Here is a 20,853-nt window from a genome sequence, read left to right as displayed (position 1 = left end):
GTGCTACTCCCATCGGCGGGACGCCCGGTACCAGGCGTTAACCTCGTCCGTTATGGCTGCCCCGCCCTGCGCGGTCCACTCCTCCACATAACGGTCGAAGGCTTCTGGCGGAGCGGTCCCCAGCACAATCTCGAGGAATACGATCTGCAGCTTGTTCAGCTCGTCCGCATAGGCTTCCATGGCCGGTGTCGGCATACCCGTATAAGCGTCATGAATGAGAGAGCCGCGGATTCTCTCGAGGTTATCGTAGAGGCGAAGCTCCTCCCCGTACGAATCCAGGCGGGTGCGCAGCAGCTCCGTCTGGGCCAGATCCGCCAGCGACCCATAGAGCCCCCGATACGCATGCTTGTCATGCTCGGCAAAGTTGCTCACGATCCTGCCGTTCTTCCGTGTCCATACCTCGTTCTCGAACCCAAGGGCAAGCGTCTCCTGCCCCTCCCCGCCGATAAAGTTAAGCAGCCGGACGGCCCTGTCCGGATGCCGGCTCCCTGACGGCACGACCTGATAGCTGCGTACGGCGGGGATGGCATAGACGCCGCGGTGCCCCTGCGGTCCTACGGGATAGTCGAGAGGGATCCACTCGGCCTGCGGATCCCTCTTCCGGTTCAGCGCAATCATCCCCCGGGTGTCGTACCAGGTCGCGGAGAACAAGCCGACTTGTCCGCGCTCCACCATCTGCGACAGCTTCGCTTGATTCGCCAGCGGAAATTCCGGATCAATCGCCCCTTCCCTGTAAAGGTCTGCAAGAAATAAAAGCGCTTTCTTGGTTTCGGGGAGCGTGTTCGAATAGACCAGCTTCCCCTCCCGTTCCACCCACTGATTCAACTGCACCCCGTACGCGCCGAAGAACGGTGCCGAGCGGAACAGATGGTTCATCAGCCCGAGTCCATACGTATCCTGGCGTCCGTTCCCGTCCGGATCCTCCAGCGCGAAGGCCCGGATTACGCGCTTGTATTCTTCGAGCGTCCGGGGAGGCTGCAATCCCAGCCGGTCGAGCCAATCCTTGCGCGCATACATCAGCTCCATCCCCTCGTTCGGGTTCAAGCTCGGAATCGCATAGATCTTGCCGTCGTACCGCGCCTGGGCCCAGGCCGCTTCGGGAACGCTGCGGCGCAGGTCGGCCCCGTACTTCTGCAGCCATTCGTCGAGCGGCAGGATAGCCCCGCGTCTAGCCTGACGGGCGACCCACACCTGGGAGTAGACGGAGATCAGATCGGGAGGCTGCCCCGAAGCGAGAAGTGCCTCCGCCGACTGGTGGTACCTCTCCTGAGGCGGAAGGTCCACCTGGACATCAAGTCCCGTATGCTCTTCAATATAATGCAGATAGGGATTCCGGTTCTCGTCCAGCCCTTCCGGAAACCGCATCCCCTGGCTATTGACGACGATCGAAACGGGATCCGGACCGGCGGATCTCATGGCTCCCTGCCAAGCCCCCCTCTCCGAGCAGCTCACGCTGAGAACGCTAAGAAGAAGCACGGCCGCAATCCGGCACATTCCAGCTGCATCGACATGATTCACAATAAACCTCCTCCGAAATGATCTGATAACGGATTGCCAGCCATCTACCTTTTCGGGCATCCCGAATAGGAGAGGACACGTATACATCCCCCTTTCGTTTGTTGTATATTACAACCGATGTCTCTCTTTTTTATCCATTCTATGGCCGGTCCGAATCAAGGAAGGCGTCTGCCTCTTTTCACCTGCTGCCCCCAGCGGATTCAGGCGAGAGAATCGTCCCCTTCTTCCCTCTTCGCCTCCTAGTAAATTTCGATAGGATCTTACACAATATACCATATATATCGGAAGTCTTACAGGGAAAATGATGCGGATTCAAGACCGTGCGGTCCCTGCAGGACCGGACGGAAGGCAGTTTCGTCCAGCGCACCTACCGAGAAGCGGATGGCGGCCTCCGGTCCGATAGAGTTACTTCCGGTTCCATGATCGAATACCAAGATTGAAAGGATAGATAGGCGTCGCAACTGCTATAAAAGCCATTCTGATTCCTTCATATGGAGAGTAGACAAATCGAAACGAATGGCATCATAGAGGCACATAACTCTCAGCTTGCCGAGCGGATCAATGAATCCCTTCTTATCATCTGTAATAAGCAAATCTACTCCATATTGCATTGCGGCCGCAATTATGGGGTAGTCCCATACATCGACTAACCCAAAATCATGTTTGAGGCTCCTTCTAATCCGAACCTCGATAAAAGACTGTCCCACTGGACTCGGATAATTGTATTGACTCCTGTACTCATTCTCTACTCCCAGAGGGGTCGTCGAATTCGACAACAGCATCACCAATAAGCTGTTTTCTCGATTGTAAGATCTTATCCCTGAGAGATATGCGTTCCTTAAACTGATCTTTAGGAATCCGGTAGCCTTTTTTGGAAAACGGAACTTTGTGGGCTTTGATCTTACCCGTGTGAATCCATTTGTATATAGCCTGTTCTGAATAATTGAATCGCTTAGCAACCTCAGCTACCGAATAACATCCGTCATCCTCTTTCGGGATGAGCCTAGCTGACTTGCTGGGTCCGACTCGTTTGGCTCTGGCCTTACCCAAATTTTGAATAAGCGTATGGAGCTCTTCGGCTGTAAGAGCCACCGTAACCCCTTGACCCGTTTCCTTTGCTTTTAGTTCTAGCTGATTTAGCTTTTCTTTTAGTTCCCGCTCGGCCATTTTAACCATGTATCTGACCTCCTATCGTATAAAAATTATACCACAAAATTAAACTTATTATACACATTTTCAACTTATTAAACCAAGCATCAAAGCATATGTCCCCCATCTGAATGAGGGGGTTCTATTTTGCAACCCGCAATCCCCCCGTATACGCGGCGCCCAATCCTTGATATCATCTTCTTACAGCCTTTTGGCGGCAGCGATCCATCCGTTCACCACCCCACAGACCCGAGGTGTTCTCTTAATGCATAGACTCATTATCGTGGACGATGAAGTTGAGGTACTCGAAGGACTCAAGAATACGATCGACTGGCACGCCCTGGGCTTCGAGCTCATCGGCGATTATACGAACGGCAGGCAGGCCTGGGAAGCCGTCGAGACGCTGAAGCCGGACCTGGTGGTCACGGACATCTCTATGCCGTTCATGAACGGTCTGGAACTCGCGGGGCGCATCGCCGCGGCTTATCCCCACACCAAGGTCGTGATCCTGACCGGCTTCGACCAGTTCGAATATGCCCAGCAGGCGCTGCGCCTGCAGGTGAAGGACTTCATCCTGAAACCGATTACAGCCCGGGAGATACGTTCGCTGCTCGGCAGGTTGAAGGAAGAGATGGACGAAGAGCTGCGGCAGCGGGAGGACATCTCCCGGCTCTACAGCCAGCTGAACCAGAGCCTGCCGCTGCTCAAAGAACGCTTCCTCGAGCGGATGGTCGTCACCGGCGTCTCCCCCCGGGAGCTCGAGGAGCGCTGCCGGTACTTCGGCATCCCTCCGCTTGAGCCGGGGTTCCTCGCAGTCGTCTTCGACTTCGACGATCTCGCGGACACCTTCGCCCCGCCGGAGAACCGCACCGGTGCTGTACCGGACGCCGAGCTGCTCCGCTTCGCGGGCTTCAACATCCTGCAGGAGATTGCTCACAAGGAAGGCGGACTCGCCTTCCGGTCCCGTGAAGAGCGGATGATTGTGCTGCTGGCCGGCCAGACGCCGAGCGATCCCCTGCAGGCTCCGGCATTCCGGCTGGCCGAGGATGCCCGGCACCAGATCGAGAAGTACCTCAAGTATACCGTCACCGTCGGCATCGGCGCCGTGTGCTCCACCGCCAAGGAGCTGCCCCTCTCGTACCGGAGCGCGCTGAACGCGCTGGAGTACCGCTTTCTCTTCGGCAAGAACCGGGTGCTGAGCACCCTTGACGTCGAAGGCCGTCCCGCGGCCGCCCCGCAGCCGGGGCAAGAGTGGGACCGGCGGATCGCCACGGCGGTCAAGACGGGATCCCTTGAGGATGTGCGCGGACTCATCCGGCAGTTCGTCGCGGAGCTGAAGCAGTCCTTGCTCCCGATCGGCGCCTGCCAGCTACAGATCCAGAAGGCAGTCCTCGCTCTGATGAACACCCTGCAGGAGCTCGGGCTCGGCGGCCAGCTTCCCCATGTGTCGTCATCCTTCATCTTCTCGGATATCGAGCGGTTCAAGACGCTCGATGAGATCGAAGCCTGGCTGCAGCGGACCGTGGGGTCCGCCATGACGGCCATCGCCGACAACCGGAGCCACACCGCCAAGAAGCAGGCGCTGCAGGCCGTCGCCTACATCGAAGAGAACTATGCGGACGAAGCCTTGTCGCTGCAGAGCGTATGCCGGCATGTACTCATGAGCACGAGCCACTTCTCGCTGGTCTTCAAGCAGCGCACCGGCGAGACCTTCGTCGAATACTTGACGCGGGTGCGGCTCGAGAAGGCAAAGGAGCTGCTGCAGGAAGGCGACCTGAAGCTCTACCAGATCGCGGAGCGGATCGGCTACAGCGATGCGAACTACTTCAGCATGCTGTTCAAGAAGCATACCGGCAAGACGCCGCGCGAGTACCGGGATAAGCTCGCCAAGGAGAACCGGTCATGAAGCCGGGAGGCGGCCCGGCCCGGGGATGGTTCCCTTGGTTCCCCCTGAAAAGCATCCAGTCGAGTATCTCCGCCGCTTTCTCCTGCCTCATTCTGTTCTCGATCGTGACGGTCTCGTGGATCTCCTACCGTCTGTCCGCCGATGCCGTGGAACAGAACGCGAGAGTCTCCATGGCCGAGATTATGCAGCAGGTGAATGCCAACATCCAGTCGTATATCGACAACATGGAGAACATCTCCATCCTGGCGATGACGAACAAGGACGTCAAATACTACATCTCGGACAGCTCCTTCATCAGCGAAGAAGAGCGGAGAGCGTACGAGAAGCGCATCTCGGACCTGTTCCAGTCGATCCTCTACACCCGCAAGGATATCGGCTCGATCATGGTGTTCGGATACAACGGGCGCTTCGTCTCCGACCGGCGCATCACTTCGCTGAATCCGAATGCGAAGCTGGCCGAGCAGCCTTGGTACAAGAACGCCCAGCGTCTCGGCGGCCGGTCCGCCATCTCCCCGCCGCACGTGCAGAATGTGATCCAGAACGAGTACCGCTGGGTCGTCTCGCTGAGCCGGGAGCTCAAGAGCACGGACGGCATCCGCAGCGAAGGGATTTTTCTGGTCGACCTGAACCTTAGCGTCATCAACGAAATCTGCAGCAACATCAACCTCGGCAAGCGGGGCTACGTCTTCATCGCAGACCAGGACGGGAACCTCGTGTACCACCCCCAGCAGCAGCTCATCTACAGCCATCTGCGGACCGAGCGGATCGACCAGGTGATGCAGACGGGCAGCGGCAGCTTCACCGCCGAGGACAGCGAGGGCAAACGCATTTATTCTGTTCAGGACACCCGCTTCGGATGGAAGATCGTCGGCGTCGCCTATACGGACGAGCTCATTGCGAACAAATCCGTCTTCCAGACCTCCTTCTGGCTCTGGGGCGGACTCGGGCTGCTCATCTCGCTCCTGATCTCCTTCCTACTCTCGCACCGCCTCTCGCGCCCCATCAAGAACCTGCAGTCCGTGATGAAGCAGGTGGAGCGCGGCAACTTCGACGTGCGGGCGGAGATTACCCAGGTGAACGAGATCGGACAGCTCGGCCGCACCTTCAACCATATGGTGGGAGAAACGAAGCGGCTCATGCACGAGATGTTCGAGACCCAGGAGAACAAGCGGCTCATCGAGTTGAAGCTGCTTCAGTCGCAGATCAACCCGCATTTTCTGTACAACACGCTCGATTCCATCATCTGGATGGCCGAGCAGAAGAAGCACGAGGAAGTCGTGGAGATGACTTCCGCCCTCGCCAAGCTGTTCCGCGCCGGGATCACGAAGGACGAAGAGCTGGTGCCCGTCCGCGTGGAGCTGGAGCATATCACGAATTACCTGCTCATCCAGAAGATGCGGTACAAGGACCAGCTCGACTACCGGATCGACGTGCCGGCGGAGATGCTCCACTACAAGACGGTCAAAATCCTGCTGCAGCCCTTCGTCGAAAATGCGATCTACCACGGCATCCGCGGCCAGCTCGACGAGGGCCTGATTACGGTGACCGGCCGCGAAGAGGAAGACTGCCTCCGCTTCGAGGTGCGCGACAACGGCGCCGGCATGAGTCCCGAACAGCTCGAGCGGCTGACCCGCCCGGAAGCGGACGGCCTCCGGGACACCCGCCGGGGCATCGGCATCCCGAACGTGCACGAGCGGGTCCGCCTGTACTTCGGCAGCGACTACGGCATTACCATCGACAGCGTGCTCGACCAAGGTACCCTGGTGACGATCACGATTCCCAAACATCTATGAGAGGGGCTGCCCCCATGCGCCAGCAGTGGATCTTATTCGGGCTGCTCGCCGTCCTGCTCGGCGGGACGGTCGCTGCCGCCCTCCATCTCTACTTCTCCGGCCGGGACGGCGGCAGCGCCGCATCTACGGTCGAAGTCATTCTGAAGAGCGCAGACGTCCGCGCGGCCTACTGGCAGAGCGTCAGCGCCGGAGCCAAGGCCGCTGCCAAAGACCTGGGCCTTCACCTGGAGGTGGAAGGCCCCCTCACAGAGACGGATTCCGCCGGCCAGCTCCGCCTGCTGGAGCAGGCGGTCGCCCGGAAGCCGAAGGCGATCCTGATCGCCCCGGTGGACGAGCGGCAGCTGGAGCCCTGGATTCCCCGTATCGAGCAGGCCGGCATCCGCCTGCTCGTGATGGATGCCCCCATCGAAGGCGTGCCGCCCGGCAGCCTGATTACGAACCATCATGAGGAGGACGGCCGTAAGTCCGGCCATGCGCTCGCCGATGCCGTGCGCCGGCCCCCTGTCACTGCCGTCATCAGCGATTCCAGGCTCTCCGCGGTGACCGGGCTGCGGGAGCGGGGCGTGAACGAAGCGCTGGCGGGCTACGGCGGCCGCCTGCTCGGCACCTACTACCACGGGGGCTCCGAGGAGCAGGCCTACAAGATCACCAAAGGGCTGCTCGCGGACGCCCCGGAGCTCAACGGAATCATCGCCCTGAACGAAGCGGCGACGCTCGGCGCGGCCAAGGCCCTCCGGGAGAACAGCCGCACGAGCCCCGTCACGCTCATCGGCTTCGACAGCTCGGTCTACGAGATTCAGCTGCTCGAAGCCGGCATCGTGCATGCCCTTGTGGTCCACAAGCCGTTCAATATGGGCTATATGGCGGTGCAGGCCGCCGTACGGCCGGCCTTCGGCCGCAAGTCCGATCCGCCCCTGCTTATCGAGTCGACCCTCGTCACGCAGGACACCATGTACACACCGGAGAACCAGAAGCTGCTGTTCCCGTTCAACTAAGCCGCGGGTGGCAGTCCATCCGCTGCCGCCGGCGGGCCGGCTCCGGCATTCGTGCCATACCCGACATTCCCTATAAGGAAGTGACGCCCTGCCATGCACCGCTCCCTGCGCCCCTCCCTCCTGCTCTGTTCGCTCCTGCTCCTGGCTACATCCGCCTGCTCCCCGCAAGAGCAAGAGCCGGCCATGCCCGCGCCGCAGGAAACCAAGCCGTCGCTGATCCAGTTCGTCGCCGCCGAATACAGCTCTGCCTCGAAGCCTCTTCTCGAGAACCTCGTCCGGGAATTCGAGCTGAAGAATCCCTCCATCGACGTGGAGCTGCAGGTGGTGAACTGGGACATCCTGGACGGCGTGTACACGACGATGATCTCGGGCGGCCAGCCGCCGGACCTGCTCAGCACGAACATCTATGCCCACTTCGCCGAGAGCGGCCGGCTGCACAACCTGAACGACATCCTGTCCCCCGAGCTGAAGGGCAAGTTCTACGATCATTTCATGGAGATCGACCGCCGGCACGGCGTGCAGTACGCGATCCCCTACGTCGCCTCCGTCCGGAATCTGTATTACAACAAAGAGCTGTTCGAGCAGGCCGGCATCGCCGCGCCCCCTGCCACCTGGAGCGATCTGCAGCTCGCCGCACGGAAGATCAAGAGCGCGGGCCGGGCCTACGGCTTCGGCGTCGATCTGACGGATAACGAGATTCAGGCGTATCTCTCCTACTTCTTCAACGGCGCGGGAGGCGGCTGGATGCGCGATGGGCAGTGGACGATCAACTCCCCGGAGAACGTCGAAGGCCTCGCCTTCCTGAAGGAGCTGTACGATCAGGGGCTGACCGACCCAGAGCCCGCCGTGACGACGAGGGACGAGAAGCAGCGCATCCTCGGCGACGGCCGGCTCGGCATGATGATCTCCGGCAATTACTTCTCGTCCGTCGTCCCGACCGAATTCCCCGGCCTGAAGTGGGGCGTCGGTCCGATTCCCGTCAAGGACGGCCTGCCACCGGCGGCCTTCGGCGTGCAGGATGTGCTCGTCTCGTTCCAGACGGACCATGCGGACCCCAAGGCGATCTCCCGGTTCCTCGACTTCCTGTACGATGACGCCAATTACGAACGCCTTGTCGCCGCGGAGGGCGTCCTGCCGGTGACCCGGACCGTGGGCGACCGGCTCTCCCGGCTCGATCCCCTGACCCGGGAGCATATCGACCAGCTGCAGCAGGCCCGGTTCTATCCGATCGACCAGCCGGTCTGGTCGGCCGTCATGGCCGCCTCGCGCAAGATGGGGGAAGCGGTGCTCCAGGGCCACGTGAGCCCGAGGCAGGCGCTCGACCAGCTGCAGCTTTTTGCCGTGTCGCAGACCCGTCCCTGACGGACGCTCCCGGACATTCCAGTCACGACGGGCACCGCTCACAGGCGCTTTACAGGATGAACGATTCATGTGCGGAATCATGAACCCGCTGAACAATTCAGAGAATTCTATAGAATTCTTGGAAGATATTCGATAGAGTGGCAGGACCCTCCCCGGTATGATGTGTATAAGCGATACGGATTGCAGCCTCAGCGGCGGCTCCGGCGTATACAGAATCGTTCAGGGAGGGTTCTTTGCATGAACAAACAAAAACAAATCGCGGCGCTGACCATGGCCGTGTCCATGGCTATGGTATCGTTGACCGGCTGCGGCTCGACCGCCCCGGCGAAAGAAACGGCGAAGCCGGCCGACACCAAACCGGCGGAAGGCACAGCGGCATCCGGCGGCAAGAAGCTCACCGGCGACTTCGAGATCCAGTATTTCGTAGGCGGCTACGGGGACAAGTGGTGGAAGAAGGTCATCGCGGACTTCCAAGCCGCGAACCCCGACCTGAAGATCAAGCAGAGCGCCGGACCGAAGATCAACGAGCAGAACAAACCGCGCTGGATCGGGGGCAACCCGCCCGACTTCGTCTACATCGACGGCCCGGAGCTGAACGACCGCCAGATGGTGACCGACGGCCAGCTCGAGGACCTCACCGAGTGGATCAAGGAAGCGAAGAACGTCGACGGCAAGAAGATCACCGACCTGCTCGCACAGCAGCCTCCGCAGTATAACGGCAAGATCTACAACATACCGCTCGTCATGAACTCGTGGGGCGTCTTCTGGGACAAGGCTTTCTTCAAGGAAAAAGGCTGGGAAGCGCCGAAGGATTACCAATCGTTCCTCGAAGTCAGCGAGAAGATCAAAGCGGCCGGCGTCACGCCGTTCATCCATACCGGCAAATACCCGTACTATATCAACGGCTCATTCCTGTATCCGGCGATCGTGGCGGCCAACAACAACGACTACAAGCTGCTCCAGGATATGGGCGATTCCAAAGTAGAGGCATTCCAGAACCCGGCCGTCCTGAAGGCGCTGGGCAAGATCGCCGAGATCCGCGACAAGGGCTTCATCGACAAGGCGGCCATCCAGATCAACCATACGGATTCCCAGATGCTGTTCCTCCAGCACAAAGATGCGTTCATCGTGAACGGCCTGTGGCTGCCGAACGAAATGGCCAAGGACGTGCCGCCTTCCTTCGACTTCGGCTTCATCCCTTCGCTCTCGCATGACAAGGGCAGCAAGGTTGTAGCGAACACGTCGACTTCCACCGTGGCGATCGCGAAGAACGCCAAGAACAAAGAAGCGGCCAAAGCGTTCCTGCAGTTCATCTTCTCCGAATCCCAAGCTTCCCAATGGGCCGAGCTGAGCGGTGCGCCTTCGAACATCAAGGGCGATATCAGCAAGTCGAACGCGCCTAGCTTCGTTAAGGACGCCGCTGCGTACCTGACGAGCCCGGACACCGTCGTCGTGCCGACCGTCACCTTCAACGCGGATGTCGATAAAGCCATGATGGATGCGACCGACGCCCTCACCATCGGTACGATTACGCCGGAAGAGTGGGTCAAGCGCGTCACCGACGTCGCCAAGAAAGTGAAGAAGTAAGATTCGCCGCAGTCTAACACGGAGAAGGCGGGAGGGCCCCTGCCCTGCCGCCTTCTCCGTGATTTTATGTGAAGCCAGGTGAGAACCCATGAAGACCCGAACCGCGCAGTGGAACCGGGCCGTATTCATCTCGATATTCATTATCCCCACCTTCCTTTTCTTCTGCTTGTTCACGATCTACCCCGTCGTCCAGGCAATGTACTACTCTCTATTCGACTGGTCCGGCATGTCGCAGGACAAGACATTCATCGGCCTGGATAACTTCAAGGAGATGCTAAGTGACCCGATCGTCCTGCAGAGCATCGGCAACGACTATTTCCTTGTCCTCGGCAAGGTTATCGGCATCATGACGCTCGCCACCTTCTTCGCCGTCGCCTTGACGCGTCTGAAGGTCATGCGCTCCGGCTTTTTCCGCTCGATCTTCTTCATCCCGAACGTCATCTCGGTGGTCGTCATCGGCGTCCTGTGGAACTTCATCTATAATCCGCAGATCGGCTTCCTGAACGCCTTCCTGTCCCTGTTCACCGATGAACCGGTGAGCACTACGTGGCTCGGCTTCCCGCAGCATACGATCTGGATGCTGCTTCCACCGACGATCTGGGCGGGGATCGGCTTCTACATGATCCTGCTCATCGCCGCAATCTTGAACATTCCCGATTCGTACTACGAAGCGGCCGGTATAGAGGGAGCGGGCCAGTGGACCCAATTCCGCAGCATCACCCTTCCGCTGATCTGGGAACAGATGAAGGTATCCGTCATCAACATCATGATGACCACGCTCAACGGCTCGTTCGTCATCGTCATGCTCATGACCGGCGGCGGCCCCGACAATACGACCCACGTGATGGGCTCGTACCTGTACCAGATGGCCTTCAAGCAGTATCACTTCGGCTACGGGGCGGCGATCGGCGTCGTGATCCTGGTCCTGTCGCTGATCTCTACCGTGATCCTGCAGCGCCTGATGCGCCATGAGACCATCGAAGTCAGCTAATCCGCATCCCTTACCGAAAGGAGGAACCCTCTCACCATGAAGCCCGCCTATAACCCGCTGTCCCGCACATTCATCTATGCGGTCCTCCTGCTCTGGAGCGTATCCGTTCTCTATCCGCTCCTCTGGACCCTGCTCGATGCCCTGAAGAACAACGACCAATTCTTCCGCAATGCCCCCTGGGCACTGCCGCAGTTCCCGCTCCTCTGGTCGAACTTCTCGTACGTATGGGACAAATATAACTTTGACGCTTACTTCTTCAACTCCATCATCGTTACGCTCGGAGGAACCTTCCTCGGCCTGCTGCTCGCAGCCATGACCGCTTATGTCATTGCCCGCTATCCGTTCAAGGGCAGCAACGCCCTGTACCTGCTCTATCTGGCATCCATGATGATCCCCTTCAACCTGGCGCTGATTCCGCTCTTCTTCCTGATGAACCGGCTTAACCTCATCAACACGCACCTCGGGCTGGTTCTCGTGTACGCCTCGAGCGTGCTGGCCTTCGGGATCTTCGTCCTCGTCGGCTTCTACAAGTCGCTCCCGAAGGAACTCGATGAAGCGGCCCAGATCGACGGCGCTTCGGAGTACGGCGTCTTCTTCCGGGTGATGCTGCCGCTCTCCCAGCCGGGTCTCGTGACGGTAGCCATCGTCAACATCCTGAACATCTGGAACGAGTATGTGATCGGCACGATCCTCGTCAACGATCCGGAGAAATACACACTGCCCGTAGGTATCGCCGTCATGCAGGCCGAGATGCAGTACCGCACGGAGTGGGGCCCGCTGTTCGCCGCCCTCCTCATTACGATCATTCCCGTGCTCGTGGTGTACATCTTCTTCCAGCGGCAGATCGCCAGCGGCGTGACCGCCGGAGCGGTGAAGTAAGCCGCCCTTGCATGGCGGAACCGGCCACATACCCACCTTAAGCGGAACAAACTTCTAACTGGACTTCACCCATATGGATGTCCGTAACTTGAAACGGTATGCAGCCTTAGTCCGCTTTTTTCAGGCGGACTAAGGTTTTTTATTGGAGACGCCCGTGCTGCTGCCTCTTACGATGCGTATCAGCAAGAGTGAGAGCGCGTTTCCCCTTGCTTAGGTCATAGGCAGCCCGTAGGCTCCAAAAAATCCACAAGCGAAGGGTGATTCCCTTGTCCAGCGACATGCGAAGGCTGCTTATCATGAATGCAGTCTCGTCCGTAATCTCGATCTATATCGGGATCTTCGTCAATCTCTATATCTGGGAGCCCGCCCATTCCATTGAAGAAGTCTCGTTCTTCAATCTCGTCATGTTCCTCGTGTGGGGGCTCGCCTTCACCCTAGGAGCGAAGCTGCTCGTCCGCTTCACCATCCGCCTGCTCGTCGGCCTGGCCGCCGCAGGGGGCGGAGCGGCCTTCGCTTACCTGATGACCGTGCAGCTCGACAACCGGCTGCTGTGGATCGCCCTGCTCGGAGTCGCGGTCGGGGGCATGTCCGGCTTCTCGTCGGCCGCCCAGAACCTGCCGATCGCCCTCATCGGCAAAGGGCCGGAGTTTGCGCCTTATTTTGCAGCCCAGAGCCTCATTGCGCAGGTGCTCTCCATCGCCGTACCGATGGCCTCCGCGAAGGTCATCGACGCTTTCGGCTACCGGGGCTCGTTCGCTCTCATGCTGGTCTTCCTCGGCGTCATGCTCTTCTATGCATTCCGGATTCCGCGGATTACGCTGCCCGCTCCCGTCGGCCCTGAACAGACGGCCCACTTCGGCACCTTCTCCTTCCGGCTCGCCTTCGGCTATCCGGGCGCGAAGTGGGTGCTCTGCTCCCTGCTGGCGGCAGGCCTGTTCCTCCAGTTCCAGAACCTGTTCGGCCTGCTCTTCACCTTCTCCGTGACCCAGGACCGGCTGCTCATCGCTCTGCTGAACGCGCTCTATACCGCTGCGGCCCTGCTCGGACTCTGGCTGTACCGCCGGTATGTGCTGGGGGAATCGCGCTGGCTGTGGATCGGCACCGTGCTGATCGCCGCCGCCCTGCTCATCGTCATCATCCCCCTGCCCGCCATGAGGATCGCTTCCAACACCCTGTCCGCCCTGGGTATGTTCTACTTCCTCACCGTATGGAACTCGCAGCAGTTCCGTATGATTCAGGAATGCAACAGCGTACAGGTAACCTCCTTCCTCGTCTGGAGGGAAGGCGTGCTCGTGCTCACGCGGTGCATCATGCTGAGCTGTACCTTGTTCCTTGATGCGCTGCACGGCGCCGGCTTCATCTCCCTCATCGGACTGACGCTGCTCTCCCTGCTCGCCATCCCTTATTTCCAATCACGCGCCGTACGGATATATGAGAAAAGGTGAACGTTTTCATATTTAATGTTATAAAACATAACATTTTATTGACACAAAAGCCTATTTTGAAGTAAAATCAAATCAGAAAGTTCGGTTATACGTTATATAATCTAACAAGGAGATGAAGAAGCCTTCCAATGCTTGATCTGTTAATCCGCCGCAACTCTCACCCGGATTACCCTCAGCTCATGGATACGGGGCTGACGGGAGGCAGGATCGTCTACTTGAGCCAATCCGGCGACACGTACCCGGCTGCGGCCCGGATCATCGATTCCGGCAGCGCTGCTCCCCTCTCAGGCTTGACCGCTTTCCCCCTCTTCCCCGCTTCTCTCTCCGCTTCATGCTAAATGCCAAAGAAGCCAGGTTCTGCTGCTGTTAGCAGCGGACCTGGCTTCTTTTGGGGTTAAGCACCCGAGAGAACGTTCTCTTGACCCTTTTCGCTTATTAGAGCGCGGCAGCTGTACCTCGCTTTTTGATAGTAAATGGGGATACTAGCTTCGAGGTGATATCTTGAGGATACTGTTCCTTGTATTGCTAGCAGGGGTTTTATTATGCACACCCACCGGTTCCGCAGAATCAAAAGAGGTGGAATCGTCAATTACGCTGATAGTCATGAGTATTCATCGGACTGACCCAATGGGCGATGTATTGTATATACCTATTTTATTGGCCATGCATAATGGGGTTCGATTAAAATAATATCAGATATTAGTTGATATTATTTTACATAAAAAGGGGGGGGGAATAACAATGAACATCGTTTTTGCGAATGAGTCAGACTATGAGTACATAAGCGTCCGTGACGATCATATTTCAGAGAGCCTCCTACTGACAAAAATAAAAGAAAATGAAATATATATACTGCGGAACCAAGATGAAAGTAATATCGGATGGATGAGATTTGGTTATTTTTGGGACAACATCCCTTTTATGAATATGATTTGGGTTGATGAACCCTATCGAGGCAAGGGTGCAGGCAAGAAAGTTGTCCTCTTCTGGGAGGATCAAATGAAACAAAGGGGCTTCAACATGTCTATGACATCCACTCAGGCTGATGAAGGAGCCCAACATTTTTATAGAAAACTAGGCTATAAAGATGCAGGGTGCTTACTGCTTGATACACAACCATTGGAAATACTGCTTACCAAGAAGTTAAGCTGACTGTGAACGATAGTAATGCCCAGGGAGCATATCACCCTTGTGGCAGCTGCCTTCTTCTTCATTGAAATAACTGGAATGTTAGTTCAATACAGAGAAATTGTCGGCGGGGGTTCATGGTACAGTATAAAGTGGCCACTCCTACATCCAAGTAATGGCTGATCGGCTAAGTTTGTTTGTACTTCTTTGGCTCATTAGTTCGTCGGCCGTCTGGCGGATGATCCGGATGCCGTCCTCAATCTTGTTTTCGTTCGTGCGAATAATGCTGAGGCGCCAGCTGTTCGCGCTTTCCACGCTAGGAAGGTAGTAATGCATCGTAGGAAAGACATACACGTCCTTCTGTCGAAGAGCCGCGGCCAGCTCCTCTGCCGCCAAATGATGGGGCAGCTCGAGTTGGGCAAATATACCCCCGGCGGACTTGCTTAGACGGAAGCCCTCGTTCAAATATCGGCTGCATGCCTTCTGAAGAGCCTTCATTCGAATGCCGTAGCGTTCCCTCATCAGGGCGGCGTGGCGCTGAAACAATCCGCTGCCCAGATGAATCTCCAATGCGGCTTGTGAAAGGGCTGCTGTGCTTAAATCGCTCGACGATTTGTACATTCGGAACAAAGTGATGAATGCTTCGGGAAGTACAGCGGCACCGAGTCGCAGGCCCGGCAGCATTATTTTGGAAAAGCTTCGGATGTAGATCACGCGGCCCGAATTATCATAGCTGCAGATTGGATCGGATTTGCTGTCCGTTTCCAAGTCTGCGAGATAGTCGTCCTCCACGATATACACATCATATTTCTCCGCCATGGATGCGATTGCTTCTTTCTCCCGACGTGACAAGCTGGTTCCGAGCGGGTTGTGGTATCGGGGGACCGTATAAAAAAATTTAATGGAATTGTTCCGAAAATGCCGTTCCAGTTCATCAAGGTCAAGGCCTGATTCCGTTCGGGCAATTCCGATTGCAGTTACTCCGAGCAGACCTATTATTTTCAACATTCCGGCATAGCAGGGCTGTTCGACCAAGATAACCGATTTCCCATTCGGGAACGGCATGGAGGCAAGCAAGTGAAGGGCTTGTTGGGCGCCGGAGACGACGCAGATCCGTTCGGGTCCAGCAAAGATTTGAGAGACTGCCAGGTGTCGGGATATAGCCTCGCGTAGAGATAGAAACCCGAGCGGATCGCCGTAGGTAAAAAGGTGATCCCCGTATAGCTGTACCGCCCGGTTCAACCCGTGCTGAATTTCTTCATAGGGGATGATACCAGGATCCGGAGCAGCTTCTGCAAAATCAATCCGCCCTTCCGGCCGATCCTCAGACGGGGAGGAACGAACAATCACGTAGTGACCACTCTTCGGTACCGAGTAAATCAGGTGTTCTTTTTCCAACTCATCGATGGCTCGGATTACGGTGTTTTTGCTGCACTCCCATTGGATACTAAGCTCTCGGATGGACGGTAATTTACCTCCCTGCTTGATCGCCCCACTGTTAATCTGTTGTTTCAGATGGTCCTTCACATTCTCGTATTTCATGATCTTTCCACCCCGATCTGTATGGGTATAGTTGCAAAATAATTCATTTTTCTCTTCTAACTGTTACCATTATACTAAACACATTACGAATATAGGAGGTATACAGATGGAGTGGATTCATGATTGCCTGCCTTACCGAATCAGTGACCGTGTGGAAGAGCTGCAGCCGGATGTAATCATTGCATTATTGAAGAGCAGTTATTGGGCCGCAGAACGGCCGGAAGATACCATCATGAACAGCTTGAAAGAATCGCTTTGTCTCGGAGTCTACAGCACGGCCGGACTTCAAGTAGGATTCATGCGGGTTGTAACGGATGGAACCACCTTTTCCTGGCTGTGCGACGTGATCGTCGACACGGAACATCGCGGAAAAGGACTCGGCAAATGGATGATGGCTGTGGTGGTCGACCATCCTCGCATTCGCCATACGTCGATTCATCTTGGTACACGAGACGCGCATGGACTCTATGAGAAGTACGGTTTCGTTCGACAGGAAATGATGATCCGCCGTGCAGCACGATAACCCCGAGGACTGTTTCTTTTGCATAACCAACCAAAGAGCCCTACCGTAGTACACAAAAAGGCCCCGTTTACGCAAGGGGCCTTAGTTGAATAAGAGCCTGCCCCAGCACATTGCTTGGGCAGGCTCTTCCATTCACTTCCGGTGCATCTTGAACTCCAGGAACAACTCATTATAATGCGACAGCATCCGTTTGCCGAGGTTCTCGTAGACTTCCAGCTTCTCCGTCAGCTCCGGCTCCGGGTAGAAGCGTTTGTCGCCCGAGATGTCCTCCGGCAGGAATGCCATCGCGCTCTCGTTCGGCGTGGAGTAGCCGACATACTCGGCGTTCTGCGCTGCGACTTCCGGGTCCAGCATGAAATTGATGAACGCATGCGCTCCCTCGATGTTATGCGCCGTCTTCGGGATAACCATGTTGTCGAACCACAGGTTCGAGCCTTCCTCCGGCACGACATAGTCGAGCTTGTCGTTCTCGTCCATAATCTCGGAGGCATCGCCGGACCAGACGACGCCCACGGCGGCTTCCTCGTTCGCCAGCAGCATCTTGATCTCGTCGCCGACGATCGCCTTGACGTTCGGCGTCAGCGTATCGAGCTTCGCTTTCGCTTCCTGCAGATGCGCCTCCTCCCGGTCGTTCAGCGAGTAGCCGAGGGAGTTCAGCCCCATGCCCATCACTTCCCGCGCCCCGTCGACGAGCAGAATCTGGTTCTTCAGCTTCTCGTCCCACAGATCGTTCCAGCTCGTGAACGTCTTGCCCTCCTCGAGCAGCTCGGGGTTATAAATAATCCCCACCGTCCCCCAGAAGTAAGGAACCGAAAACTTGTTGCCCGGATCGAAAGGGAGGTTCAGGAACCGCGGGTTGATGTGCTTCAGGTTCGGCAGCCGCACCGGATCGATGGGCAGGAGCAAGCCTTCGTCTTTCATTTTGCTCAGAGCGTATTCCGAAGGTACGGCCACATCGAACGTGGTCCCCCCTTGCGTAATCTTCGTCATCATGGCCTCGTTGGAATCGAACGTCTGGTAGATGACCTTGATCCCCGTCCGCTCCTCGAACTTCTCGAGAAGCTCGGGATCGATATAATCGCCCCAATTGTACACGGTGAGCGTATTCTCGCCGGAATACCCTTCCGAAGTATTCAGGTAAGAGGCCAGGTACATGAGGATAAAAGCAGCCGCAAACACGGTAACGAATAACCGGACGAGCGGTTTCATGGCCGCACCCCCTGGGTCAAAGACTTGGTTCTCGCGCTGCGCCGGTTCATGACGTAATAGCCGAGTACCAGCAGCAGCGTGAAGAGGAAGATCAGCGTCGACAGCGCATTAATCGACAGCGAGATGCCCTGCCGCGCCCGCGAGTAGATCTCGACGGCGAGTGTGGAATACCCGTTGCCCGTCACGAAGAACGTCACCGCGAAGTCGTCGAGCGAATAGGTCAGCGCCATGAAGAATCCGGCGAAGACCCCCGGCCGGATGAACGGCAGCACCACCTTCGTCAGCACATCCCACCGGGTAGCCCCGAGATCTTCGGCCGCGTCGACGAGCGTCGGGCTCATCTCCTGCAGCTTCGGCAGCACCATCAGAACAACGATCGGCACGCTGAAGGCAATATGCGACAGGAGCACGGAGGCGAACCCGAGCTTGATGCCGGCGATCGTGAAGAGGATCAGGAACGACGCGCCGATGACTACGTCGGGCGAGACGATCAGCACGTTGTTCAGCGTGAGCAGCGTCTGCTTCGTGCTGCGCCGGCGCAGCCGGTGAATGAACAGCGCCCCCGCCACCCCGATGATCGTCGCCAGTGCCGAGGACAGCAGCGCAATGACCAGCGTGTTCAGCACGATGATCAGCAGGCGGGTATCCTGGAAGACCGCCGCATAATGTTCGAGCGTGAAGCCTTCGAACTCGTGCATATTGCCCCCGCTGTTGAAGGAGTAGTACCCGAGATACAGAATGGGGGCATACAGAATGAAGAATACCGCGAGCAGGTACAGATTCGAGATTCTCCAGCGCTTCTTCATACGATCCCTCCCCGCTTCCGGCTGCCGGTCAAGATCATGATAACCGCCATCGCCAAGATGAGGAAGACGGCAATCGTCGCGCCGATCCCCCAGTCCTGGGTGACCAGGAAGTGCTGTTCGATCGCCGTACCGAGCGTGATGACCCGGTTGCCGGCGACCAGACGCGTGATCATGAACAGCGACAACGCCGGGATGAACACGGCTTGGCAGCCCGCCTTGACCCCGTCCAGGGTGAGCGGGAAGACGACCCGGCGGAACGTCGTCCAGGCGGAGGCCCCGAGGTCCCGCGAGGCATCGACGAGCGACGGGTTCAGCTCTTCGAGCGCATTGAAGATCGGCAGAATCATGAATGGGATGAAAATATACACGGACACGAACACGAAGCTGAAGTCCGTGAAGAGAATCTGCTGCGTGCCGATGCCGAGCAGCTCCAGCAGCTGGTTGGCGGTGCCGTACGTGCCGAAGATGCCGAGGAACGCATACACCTTCAGCAGCAGGTTGATCCACGTCGGCAGAATGATGAGCAGCAGCCACAGCTGCTTATGCTTGGTCTTCGTGAGCAGATAAGCCGTCGGGTAAGCGATCAGCAGCGAGAACAGCGTGATGAGCAGAGCATACCAGAACGAGCTGACGCTCATTCTCCAATACACGGGCGTGAAGAACTTCCCGTAGTTGGCCAGGGTGAAGTTCCCCTCCACATCGAAGAAGGAGTAGTACACGATGAGCAGAATCGGCGCTGCGACGAACAGCACCATCCACAGGAGATACGGAATCAGATACGCGCTGCGCGCGGCTCCCCTAGTCCCCATGGCTGTCCTCTTGGTACGCCTCGAGCCGCTTGTCGAACTCTTCCTCCGTCTCGCCGAAGCGCATGACGTGGATCGATTCCGGATCAAAGTACAGCCCGATGCGGCCCCCTACCTCCGCCTTCTTCGTGGAGTGCACGAGCCATTCGTTCCCGCCGTCGTCATAGCAGGAAATCTCGTAGTGGACTCCGCGGAACAGCTGGGTGTCGACGCGGACCTGTACCTTGCCCTGATCGGCTGCGGTAATCTCCAGGTCCTCCGGACGGATGACGATCTCAACGGCCTCATTCGGATGGAACCCGCCGTCGAGGCACTCGAAGCGCCGGCCGTTGAACTCCACGACATAGTCCTCGATCATGCGGCCGGCGACGATGTTCGATTCGCCGATGAAGTCGGCCACGAAGCGGTTGATCGGCTCGTCATAGATGTCCGTCGGCGTCCCGCTCTGCTGGATCCGGCCTTTGTCGAGGACGAAGATCTCGTCGGACATCGCGAGCGCCTCTTCCTGGTCGTGCGTCACGAAGATGAACGTGATGCCGAGGCGGCGCTGCAGCTCGCGCAGCTCGTACTGCATCTCCGTGCGGAGCTTGAGATCCAGCGCCGAGAGCGGCTCGTCGAGCAGGATAATCTCCGGCTCGTTCACGATGGCCCGGGCGATCGCCACGCGCTGGCGCTGGCCCCCGGACATCTCGGTGATCTCCCGGCTCTCATAGCCTTCGAGATTGACGAAGCGGAGCGCTTCCTTCACTTTGCGGGTGATATCGTCGTTCTTCATTTTCTTGACGCGCAGGCCGAAGGCGACGTTCTCGAACACATTCAGATGCGGGAACAGCGCGTAATCCTGGAACACGGTGTTCACCTGCCGCTTATTGGCTGGGATGAGGTTGATGATCTTCCCGTTGAAATAAATGCTGCCTTCCGTCGGCTGGATGAACCCGGCGATCAGGCGCAGGATGGTTGTCTTGCCGCAGCCGGAGGGGCCGAGCAGCGTGTAGAATTTGCCCCGCTGGATCTCGAAGCTGACGTTGTCCAGCACGGTCGTCTGGTCATCGTACCGCTGGGTGACCCGCTCGAAGCGGATGATGGTCGGATCGGACATGGGAGCCTCCTTGATTGGGTATGAAAGAAATGGCGCACGACTTGAGCGTGAAGCCGGAATTCCGTTCCTACGCATTATAATGTAAATATAAACATTTGGGACAAAAGTGCAAACA

Annotated in this window: 18 protein-coding genes; 11 read left to right on the top strand and 7 right to left on the bottom strand. The window is 57.6% G+C overall.

From position 1 onward, the window contains the following. Positions 1-3: 3 nt before the first annotated feature. Together O9H32_RS10120 and O9H32_RS10115 are read right to left on the bottom strand one after the other, a co-directional pair. A complete protein-coding gene (locus O9H32_RS10120; RefSeq protein WP_269865919.1) occupies positions 4-1,518 on the bottom strand; it encodes an extracellular solute-binding protein in 1,515 nt (504 codons plus the stop codon). A 738-nt stretch (positions 1,519-2,256) separates the two neighbouring features. Continuing rightward, on the bottom strand, positions 2,257-2,694 hold the full coding sequence (locus O9H32_RS10115) for a helix-turn-helix domain-containing protein (RefSeq protein WP_269865918.1): 438 nt from the start codon (positions 2,692-2,694) through the stop codon (positions 2,257-2,259). Positions 2,695-2,932: 238 nt separating this feature from the next. On the opposite strand from O9H32_RS10115, the gene O9H32_RS10110 reads away from it, so the two are divergent. The 10 genes from O9H32_RS10110 (at position 2,933) to O9H32_RS10065 (ending at position 14,777) form a co-directional block, all read left to right on the top strand. Beyond that, positions 2,933-4,573 carry a response regulator gene (locus O9H32_RS10110; protein WP_269865917.1) on the top strand — a complete coding sequence of 547 codons (1,641 nt, stop codon included), beginning with the start codon at positions 2,933-2,935 and terminating at the stop codon, positions 4,571-4,573. Further along, on the top strand, positions 4,570-6,366 hold the full coding sequence (locus tag O9H32_RS10105; RefSeq protein WP_269865916.1) for a cache domain-containing sensor histidine kinase: 1,797 nt from the start codon (positions 4,570-4,572) through the stop codon (positions 6,364-6,366). Before O9H32_RS10110 ends, O9H32_RS10105 begins: the two co-directional genes overlap by 4 nt. 14 nt (positions 6,367-6,380) lie before the next feature. Further along, complete coding sequence (locus O9H32_RS10100; protein WP_269865915.1) at positions 6,381-7,361, top strand: substrate-binding domain-containing protein; 981 nt, start codon at positions 6,381-6,383, stop codon at positions 7,359-7,361. Between the two features lie 93 nt (positions 7,362-7,454). Continuing rightward, entirely contained in the window at positions 7,455-8,723 is a 1,269-nt protein-coding gene (locus O9H32_RS10095; protein ID WP_269865914.1) for an extracellular solute-binding protein, read from the top strand. Between the two features lie 237 nt (positions 8,724-8,960). Next, the gene (locus tag O9H32_RS10090; RefSeq protein ID WP_269865913.1) at positions 8,961-10,310 is read left to right on the top strand and encodes an ABC transporter substrate-binding protein; all 1,350 of its coding nucleotides are present in this window, start codon (positions 8,961-8,963) and stop codon (positions 10,308-10,310) included. 88 nt (positions 10,311-10,398) lie between these two features. Then, positions 10,399-11,301, top strand: coding sequence for a carbohydrate ABC transporter permease (locus O9H32_RS10085; RefSeq protein WP_269865912.1), 903 nt, complete (start codon positions 10,399-10,401; stop codon positions 11,299-11,301). Between the two features lie 36 nt (positions 11,302-11,337). After that, entirely contained in the window at positions 11,338-12,180 is an 843-nt protein-coding gene (locus O9H32_RS10080) for a carbohydrate ABC transporter permease (protein WP_269865911.1), read from the top strand. A 296-nt stretch (positions 12,181-12,476) separates the two neighbouring features. Next, positions 12,477-13,625, top strand: coding sequence for an MFS transporter (locus O9H32_RS10075; RefSeq protein ID WP_269865910.1), 1,149 nt, complete (start codon positions 12,477-12,479; stop codon positions 13,623-13,625). 128 nt (positions 13,626-13,753) lie between these two features. After that, positions 13,754-13,963: a hypothetical protein gene (locus O9H32_RS10070; RefSeq protein WP_269865909.1), complete on the top strand. Its 210-nt coding sequence runs from the start codon at positions 13,754-13,756 to the stop codon at positions 13,961-13,963. A 403-nt stretch (positions 13,964-14,366) separates the two neighbouring features. Further along, a complete protein-coding gene (locus O9H32_RS10065; protein ID WP_269865908.1) occupies positions 14,367-14,777 on the top strand; it encodes a GNAT family N-acetyltransferase in 411 nt (136 codons plus the stop codon). 138 nt (positions 14,778-14,915) lie between these two features. On the opposite strand, the gene O9H32_RS10060 is transcribed toward O9H32_RS10065, so the two are convergent. Continuing rightward, a complete protein-coding gene (locus tag O9H32_RS10060) occupies positions 14,916-16,295 on the bottom strand; it encodes an aminotransferase-like domain-containing protein (RefSeq protein WP_269865907.1) in 1,380 nt (459 codons plus the stop codon). Between the two features lie 106 nt (positions 16,296-16,401). On the opposite strand from O9H32_RS10060, the gene O9H32_RS10055 reads away from it, so the two are divergent. Further along, complete coding sequence (locus O9H32_RS10055) at positions 16,402-16,818, top strand: GNAT family N-acetyltransferase (protein ID WP_269865906.1); 417 nt, start codon at positions 16,402-16,404, stop codon at positions 16,816-16,818. Between the two features lie 132 nt (positions 16,819-16,950). Here O9H32_RS10055 and O9H32_RS10050 read toward each other — a convergent pair whose 3' ends face one another. From O9H32_RS10050 to O9H32_RS10035, 4 genes are read right to left on the bottom strand one after another with little or no spacing between them, the layout of a single operon-like run. Beyond that, entirely contained in the window at positions 16,951-18,027 is a 1,077-nt protein-coding gene (locus tag O9H32_RS10050) for an ABC transporter substrate-binding protein (RefSeq protein WP_269865905.1), read from the bottom strand. Beyond that, complete coding sequence (locus O9H32_RS10045) at positions 18,024-18,833, bottom strand: ABC transporter permease (RefSeq protein WP_269865904.1); 810 nt, start codon at positions 18,831-18,833, stop codon at positions 18,024-18,026. Before O9H32_RS10045 ends, O9H32_RS10050 begins: the two co-directional genes overlap by 4 nt. Then, a complete protein-coding gene (locus O9H32_RS10040; RefSeq protein ID WP_269865903.1) occupies positions 18,830-19,642 on the bottom strand; it encodes an ABC transporter permease in 813 nt (270 codons plus the stop codon). Before O9H32_RS10040 ends, O9H32_RS10045 begins: the two co-directional genes overlap by 4 nt. Next, positions 19,632-20,738, bottom strand: a complete 1,107-nt coding sequence (locus O9H32_RS10035) for an ABC transporter ATP-binding protein (protein WP_269865902.1) — start codon at positions 20,736-20,738, stop codon at positions 19,632-19,634. The genes O9H32_RS10040 and O9H32_RS10035 overlap by 11 nt, the downstream gene beginning before the upstream one ends. Positions 20,739-20,853 lie beyond the last annotated feature (115 nt).

Source organism: Paenibacillus caseinilyticus (genome assembly GCF_027533645.1).
Taxonomy (GTDB): Bacteria; Bacillota; Bacilli; order Paenibacillales; family NBRC-103111; genus Paenibacillus_G; species Paenibacillus_G caseinilyticus.
The sequence above is the reverse complement of the archived record's forward strand: the minus strand, read 5'-3'. Positions and strand labels throughout refer to the sequence as shown.